Consider the following 6,590-nt stretch of genomic DNA (forward strand, 5'->3'; position numbering starts at 1 on the left):
AATCCGCAGACGGTCTCCGCGACCCGATCCGTGCATTTTGATTCTCACAAATCACAACATGACGTGCAACCAAAAACTAAAAACCTGTTCCTCCAAAGCCACCCCGAAGCGCAGCGTTGTAAGTCTGGTAACCATGCGATGCACCGGAGCGGCGGTGGTCAGCTTTTTCACAATGGAGAGCCGTTGGCCGCCGCCCGGTGATCGCGGACGTTATCCGACTGGCAGCGTACGCACTGGCAAACTATCTTCTACTCTGTCCTCGCGAATCAAGATGCTCCATCATCGGCACGCGCCGTCTCAAAACAACCTTCTTCAGCATTCGCCGACTGGTCTCTATTAACAAGCTAAAACATGATGCACCTACATCCATTTGCTCCTCCCAAAACACATACCGACCACCCTATCGAAAACGATCCACTGCAAAGCAGAATAGGATCTTGGCTGATGGGGTTCGCGGCTTATAGCTGTTTGATTTGCGCAGTTGTCATACTGATTGCCAACTTCACTCCGATACGAACGCTTGGACCATTGCGAATGCGCGACATTGTGATGACTGCCACGATATGGATCGCTTGTTCTCTTCTATTCGCATACGCTCGCCGCGGAATTAGACGGGGAGCGTTTCGACGTTCTGTGTTGGTTGCCCTAGCGACCATTGCTGTAGCGGTCGCTGCGCCCCGTCTCGGGTTCGGCATTGCCTATGGATTTTGAACTCACCACGGCGGATAACCACGTGATGAACACGGAGTCGGGCTTCCGGGCGTTTCGGCAATGGTAAGGTTATCTCTCCCGACCCCATGATCACAAACTTTATTGGACTAGCTCATGCCCATAATTTTTCGCATCGTTATTGCATGCATGTTCGTTGCCCCATTGCTTGCGGATGAACCGGCACGTAAGTCCGCGTTTCTCCCGCACTCCGGTGGCGGTGTAGCCGTGGAGATTCCACCGGGATGGAATGTACGGCAACCGCCCACAGGGTCTAATCGTCAATGGATTAGACTGACTTCTCCATCAGGAGTTGAGCTTTCAATTGGTCCCGCGACCAATAATGATTGGACCGCGTCTACCCCCGACGAATCGAAAAATCTTGTCGTGACGCTGAACGAGCTTCGGCTCAAAACTTCCGTTTTCCCGGTCACCGTAGTCGCCCAGCACGAAACGGTGTTCGGCCGCGTCGGCTACGCCGTTCACACATCAAAGGCAAATCCTGGCGTCGCTGCTTCGCCAAAGGGCTTCCGCCATGCGACTGACGGCGCTCTCCTGGTGAACAAGATGCTATTTACGTTCACTCTGCTCACGCAAGACCTGCAGTCCGAGGACTATGCGGCTGGTCTTGACGTACTTCTAGATGGGATCCAACCCCGTTTCTTCGAGAAATCTAATGCAGTTCCACAGGACGGCGGATAACCAAGCCATGAACCGGAGGACGCGGCCTGGCGTTGTTGTGAGGCGACGTCAATCTCGCGTCCCCGGTTATGGCCAACGTTATCGGACTGACTCCGCAGATGTTCCGCGTATTCGCTTGCACAAACGATTGCTGCAACGCTTGGTCATCGGTGCGTCGTTCGGCATTTGCGTTAGCGACTCGCCGATTCGGACGTCTTGATCCTCCGTTGGCGATTGCCACAACCCACGCCGCTCGCAGTCCTCGATGGTGCTCGATGTTGTCGTTTGCTTTTCCATCGACCCCGTTTTCCAGTCTTCGTTCAACGTCTGCAAACGCCGTCGGACGACAATGCCCGTTTACTTGCCGACCCGGTCAACGCCAAATTGCTTGCCGCCCGAACCAATGCCCGTTAAGCTGTGGCAGCGTTGTTGCCACTTCCCGATGTTCGATCAACGCCCGTCCATAAATGCCGATAACCATGCCATGCACCGGAGTGGCGGTGGTCACGTTTTTTTGAGATCGCGTCAACCGCCGCCACCCGGTGATGGCCACCGTTCGTCGACAAACAAATGCATCTCAACTACGTTGTAACGCTCGCTTTTACGCTGGCACTTGTCACTGCGTGTTCCCCGTCGCCGGATCACCACGCCGAAAGTGCGGCATCTGCCGACTTCGAGGAACCCACAGCAATCGAGATTTCGGAATCAAAAGCGATCGAAATCGCACAGAACTGGGCTGTCGCAAATCTCGATCTCGATGAAATACCAATCACTGACTTCCACGTGGACGTAACTCGATTTGAACGCCGCGACGCGCCAGATCAGCTTTACGTACAGTTTGCCCACAAGGAGGAAATGTCTAGTATTATCCATGATTACGGAATCGAGGGCGTTTACGGAGGATTTCCTTACTACTTCTCCATTACGCTTAGCCTTGATGGAAAATCTGTTCTGGAACACTACGATTCATCTATGTAATACGACGAACCATGACATGCACCGGAGTACGGGTGGTCAGGTTTTTCTGTAAACACCACGATTTCGGCCCGTACCCGGTGATGTCCGCCGTTATCCCACTGAAGTCATTTGACACTCGTGCTGCCCAAAATGAAACGCAACACTCGACCGAAACTCGACAAAGAATCAACTGCCACGGACTCCCCATCGGGAATCGTTGCGGACGGATATGACCGTCTCGTTTCCGCCGTCGAATCCGACGCTCGCCGCATCGTCGAGGCAAAGTACGCTGACGAATGGAACGCCTCGGGCATGCTGCGACGCTGGAAGCTTCAACGACAGATGGACACTGAAACTGCTGCTATTGTTGCCGCGACCATGCCTGACGTGTCACCCGACGCGCTATTTTGATGCTACACTGTGCTCCACTCACGAGGCCAACGCTCGATCCAGGTTGGCGGCGTCCCGCCGTTGTTTTCCCCTCGCGGGGTTCATGCCGGCGACGTTCCGTCGTTGCTTTCCGCTCGCGCGGCCCATGCCCGCTGGCGGTCCGCCTCGCAACACATGATCGCGGATAACCATGGATTGCACCGGAGTCGGGCTTGCGGCCGTTTTCAAATGGAACATCAACACTCCCGACCCGGTGAATCCGGACGTTCCCCGACCGATTTCATGAATACGCAATCTGATGGCATATTTAATCGTACTCATTCCAGCAATCTTCATCGCCATCCTGTTCGTGAGGTGCTGGCAGAAAACCATGGAGAAACAAGTTGGATTTTCACCACAGCCTTGCATCACTGACGACGAGTTTTGCGCGCTGATTTCCGATGTGCCGGACGAAGTGGCGTTGAAGGTTCGCGATGTCCTTACTGACGCGACTGGCTGGGATCGTGAAGAAATCCATCCGCGAACGCGGCTGGTGGAATTTGACCTTTGGTGATCGAATAGTCGCTATGTTTTTCGTTTGCGTTTCGGTTGCCATTGTTATCGCTGATCACTGCAGCAATGATGGACTATCAACAAACAAGAAGAGGGGAACCATCGGTTGCAACGGAGCCGGGCTTGCGCGGTTTCTCATATGGTAAGTCAACTCTCCCGGCCCGCTGAACCGTACCGTTATCGCAACGAATTGAGTCCGCTTTCCCGCTCCCGACCTTGATGCATTTGCTCACCGAATTTGTCGCTCCCCATGGATGGATCTCGCTCACCTTTTGCATGATCGGTACATCACTCGCGTCGTATCTTTGGGCGGGTCGTGGATTCGTATTGTCTTTGCTCTTGGTCGGCGTCGCTTATGCGATTCTTGACCAACGCTGGATTCGATCTGAAATCGATGCCCCTGGCTGGGATGGAACGCCGGACCAAGATGTGGTCTTCTATCTTGGCGTCACGATTAGACTTGCGTTTATGTCCGTGATTCTCTTCGCCACGTTTGTGACTACCCTGTTTTTCGCCTCGCGATTTGGCAACGGAAAGGCGCTTTGACGATGGTATTCGCAGACGTGTAAATGTGCGATAACCATCGCATGCAACCGAGGACGGGTGGTCCGTTTTATCGTCTGCCTGCAAGTCGTTCGCCCGTCCCGGCTGATGCGTAACGTTATCGCACTTACTGACACACTTGCCGTTTGCTGAACACTACCCGGACAGGGAAACCAATTCTCGCGATGCCCACAGCCGTGTCTCAGATTGTTAAAACTCTCGCGTGGGTCGTCGCCTTCGGACTGCTCGGGTTATCGCTCGCACCGGCGATCGCCTCTGCACCGCAGCAACACTTTGAACTTCGGTACGTGATTGTTGGGGGTGCGTTCGGGCTACTGATTGGCTTATTTCTTCACCGACCGTGGATTGCACAATGATGCTTGCCCGTGCCGCCGTCCCTGCGTTGTTTTCTGCTCGCGCAGATCTTGCTCGACTTGTGCTGGTGACGTTCCGCCGTTGCTTTGCACTCCAGTGGACCAACACTCAATCAATGCCCGCAATAATCGCCGATAACCATTGCATGCACACGGAGCGGCGATGGAACGGTTTTTTGACTTCTTGCACATCGCTATCGCCGCCCGGTGATGCTGACGTTATCGGACTGACGTCTCAGGTGTTTCACGCGTTCGCTCGCACTAGCGATTGCTGCAACGCCTGATTGGAAATTTGTCGTTCGGCATTCGCGTTAGCGAATTTGCGAGTCAAACGCATTGATCCTCCGTTTGCGATTTCCTCCCTCCAAGCCGCTCGCAATTCTTGAACGTGTTCGCTGTTTTCGTTTGCTGATCAAGCGACAACGCTTTTGATCCTTCGTTTACCGTCAACAAGCACTGTCGGATGACAATTGCCGTTTTACTGCCGACCCGGTCAACGCCCAATTGCTTGCCGCGTGAACCAAGTCCCGCTAAACTGTGGCGGCGTGGCAACCGCTGCCCGATGCTCGACCAATGCCCGTTCATAAATGCCGATAACAAACACATGCACCGGAGTGGCGGTGGTCACGTTTCTTTGGAATCACGTCAATCGCCGCCACCCGGTGATGTGAGACGTTATCGGTACTGCGCCTTGGAGTTGTGACTGCGACGTTCGTGGAGTTGATGGTGTATCGAATACGCTCCAACAGTACTGTTCCGAATAGCTTCACGACACGTTCGGCGAATCGATCGAACACACGACGCGTTTGACATGCCCGCGTGATGCATCGCAACCGACAACAATGTCGGATACACCGACGCCGGGTGACTCGCTGATGGACACGTTACGATTTGCTTGCTGGACAACCCACCGCTCGGTATGCTGACTTCAAGGTCATGCGGGTTTACTGACCGATCCAATGCCCGACCCGGACGACCGATAACAATGTCGTGCACACGGAGCACGGCTTGCGCGATTTCACAAGTGGAAAGTTGTCTCTCCGTGCCCGGTGACGACCGCCGTTATTTGCAAGAGCGCTGACGGAATGCCTGATAGCCCAAAGTCCTTGAACCCGTACTCATCGCCGAATTGCGAGACAGCGTCGCGGGGTGACACAATTCCTACATGGCCGCGCTACATTTCGTTCCTGGTCACTTCCGGAATTGTGCTCTCGTTGCCACCAATCCCACTATTTTTGTGGCTTGCGGAAAATGAACCATTTCACGGATCAGCGCGTCCCTGGCATCTGGCCTTTGTTGGAATCGCTGGAATCGTGGCAGTGTTTTGGTTTATTTGGGCCGTAGCATTAGTCATTGGGATAGCGCAACGTTGGGTAGCGGGAAACGCGGCGTGGTATCTTCTGTTGGCGAGTGTTGCGGGATGGATCTCGATTTCCGTCGTCTATGATTTCGGCTACGATCAAGGGTGGTTTGGGTGAAACTCGACCTCAGGACAGCAAATAACAATCGCGTGCACCGGAGTACGCGAGTCGGGCGGTATTGAAGTTGAGAATCTTTCGCGCGTACCCGGTGACGCGTGACGTTATCGCACTGAACTGGAACACGCGATTGTTTTGAACGAACGTTTGCTTCGGTCACGCGGATTTGATTTTTGTTGCGAACCGTAACTGAGCTGCTCGCCGCAGCTTGCTTGATTGACTGGAATGCAATTCCTCCGACACAATTGGTTCACTTTGGTCACGTTGAGCGTCGCGAAAACGACACTTCGTCCTCGGGGCAATCCGTCACCGACATGGCCGAAGGCTAAACGAACAACTGATCTGGCCGCGCAAACAACCGTCACTGCAACTCAATCCGTCGCCAACACAACCATTGCATTTGCGCCGCAGTCGTGTTGATTGCACGCGGCAAGACGGCACGACATCGGTTCGGCGATTCGCTTGATGCGCGGTCAGCGGCGCGGTAAGATGCGCTCGTCGGTGACCGCTCGTTGGTGGTCACGTTTTCGCCGCTCCAAATTGGCGATAACCACGCCATGCACACGGAGCACGGCTTGCGAGGTTTTACAAATGGATGCCAAACTCTCCGTGCCCGGTGATGGCAACCGTTATCGCGATTAAGAGTTGCGCGGACGAATTGGTGCGCTGACGTTGCGCAAGACGGATGCTCGGCGTGCTGGTCGTCCGCGAGATGGTCGCAGCGTCACCGGCGGGGCCGAAGGCCAGACAGACGATGCGCTAAAGATGGTGCGCTGACGCGGGTGTCGTCTCGCCAGGGCGCGAGTTTACGCGGCCAATTGATGGTTCGTGGTAGCTTTGGGTGCGTAAGGTCGTATCGACGCCTCATTAGCCTTCAAGACCGCGCCATAGGTTGACTCCCACGTTC

Annotated in this window: 8 protein-coding genes; 7 read left to right on the forward strand and 1 reads right to left on the reverse strand. The window is 54.6% G+C overall.

Annotated elements, in window-relative coordinates:
• The 4 genes from Poly51_RS31145 to Poly51_RS29945 all read left to right on the forward strand — a co-directional run.
• Positions 1-201 (forward strand): hypothetical protein (locus Poly51_RS31145; RefSeq protein ID WP_222435960.1); only part of this gene is annotated, 201 nt, incomplete at its 5' end.
• 624 nt (positions 202-825) lie between these two features.
• Positions 826-1,410 (forward strand): hypothetical protein, encoded by a 585-nt coding sequence (locus Poly51_RS29935; RefSeq protein ID WP_146462625.1) that lies wholly within the window; start codon positions 826-828, stop codon positions 1,408-1,410.
• 549 nt (positions 1,411-1,959) lie between these two features.
• Entirely contained in the window at positions 1,960-2,367 is a 408-nt protein-coding gene (locus Poly51_RS29940) for a hypothetical protein (RefSeq protein WP_146462626.1), read from the forward strand.
• Positions 2,368-2,496: 129 nt separating this feature from the next.
• Entirely contained in the window at positions 2,497-2,757 is a 261-nt protein-coding gene (locus Poly51_RS29945) for a hypothetical protein (RefSeq protein WP_146462627.1), read from the forward strand.
• 18 nt (positions 2,758-2,775) lie between these two features.
• Here Poly51_RS29945 and Poly51_RS29950 read toward each other — a convergent pair whose 3' ends face one another.
• Positions 2,776-3,057, reverse strand: coding sequence for a hypothetical protein (locus tag Poly51_RS29950; protein ID WP_146462628.1), 282 nt, complete (start codon positions 3,055-3,057; stop codon positions 2,776-2,778).
• A gap of 49 nt (positions 3,058-3,106) precedes the next feature.
• Here Poly51_RS29950 and Poly51_RS29955 point away from each other — a divergent pair, with 49 nt between their 5' ends.
• The 3 genes from Poly51_RS29955 to Poly51_RS30900 all read left to right on the forward strand — a co-directional run bounded on the left by Poly51_RS29955 (position 3,107) and on the right by Poly51_RS30900 (position 6,012).
• Entirely contained in the window at positions 3,107-3,289 is a 183-nt protein-coding gene (locus Poly51_RS29955; protein WP_146462629.1) for a hypothetical protein, read from the forward strand.
• Positions 3,290-3,507: 218 nt separating this feature from the next.
• On the forward strand, positions 3,508-3,834 hold the full coding sequence (locus Poly51_RS29960) for a hypothetical protein (RefSeq protein WP_146462630.1): 327 nt from the start codon (positions 3,508-3,510) through the stop codon (positions 3,832-3,834).
• Between the two features lie 2,025 nt (positions 3,835-5,859).
• The gene (locus Poly51_RS30900; RefSeq protein WP_186775922.1) at positions 5,860-6,012 is read left to right on the forward strand and encodes a hypothetical protein; all 153 of its coding nucleotides are present in this window, start codon (positions 5,860-5,862) and stop codon (positions 6,010-6,012) included.
• Positions 6,013-6,590: the final 578 nt, after the last annotated feature.

Origin of the sequence: Rubripirellula tenax (assembly GCF_007860125.1) — a bacterium.
Taxonomy (GTDB): Bacteria; Planctomycetota; Planctomycetia; order Pirellulales; family Pirellulaceae; genus Rubripirellula; species Rubripirellula tenax.

What these genes read in the sequence shown, in the direction of transcription:
- Poly51_RS29960 (WP_146462630.1), top strand. Translation starts at nt 3,508, where the DNA reads ATGCATTTGCTCACCGAATTTGTCGCTCCCCATGGATGGATCTCGCTC.
- Poly51_RS29935 (WP_146462625.1), top strand. Translation starts at nt 826, where the DNA reads ATGCCCATAATTTTTCGCATCGTTATTGCATGCATGTTCGTTGCCCCA.
- Poly51_RS29955 (WP_146462629.1), top strand. Translation starts at nt 3,107, where the DNA reads ATGGAGAAACAAGTTGGATTTTCACCACAGCCTTGCATCACTGACGAC.
- Poly51_RS29945 (WP_146462627.1), top strand. Translation starts at nt 2,497, where the DNA reads ATGAAACGCAACACTCGACCGAAACTCGACAAAGAATCAACTGCCACG.
- Poly51_RS29950 (WP_146462628.1), bottom strand. Translation starts at nt 3,057, where the DNA reads ATGAGTACGATTAAATATGCCATCAGATTGCGTATTCATGAAATCGGT.
- Poly51_RS29940 (WP_146462626.1), top strand. Translation starts at nt 1,960, where the DNA reads ATGCATCTCAACTACGTTGTAACGCTCGCTTTTACGCTGGCACTTGTC.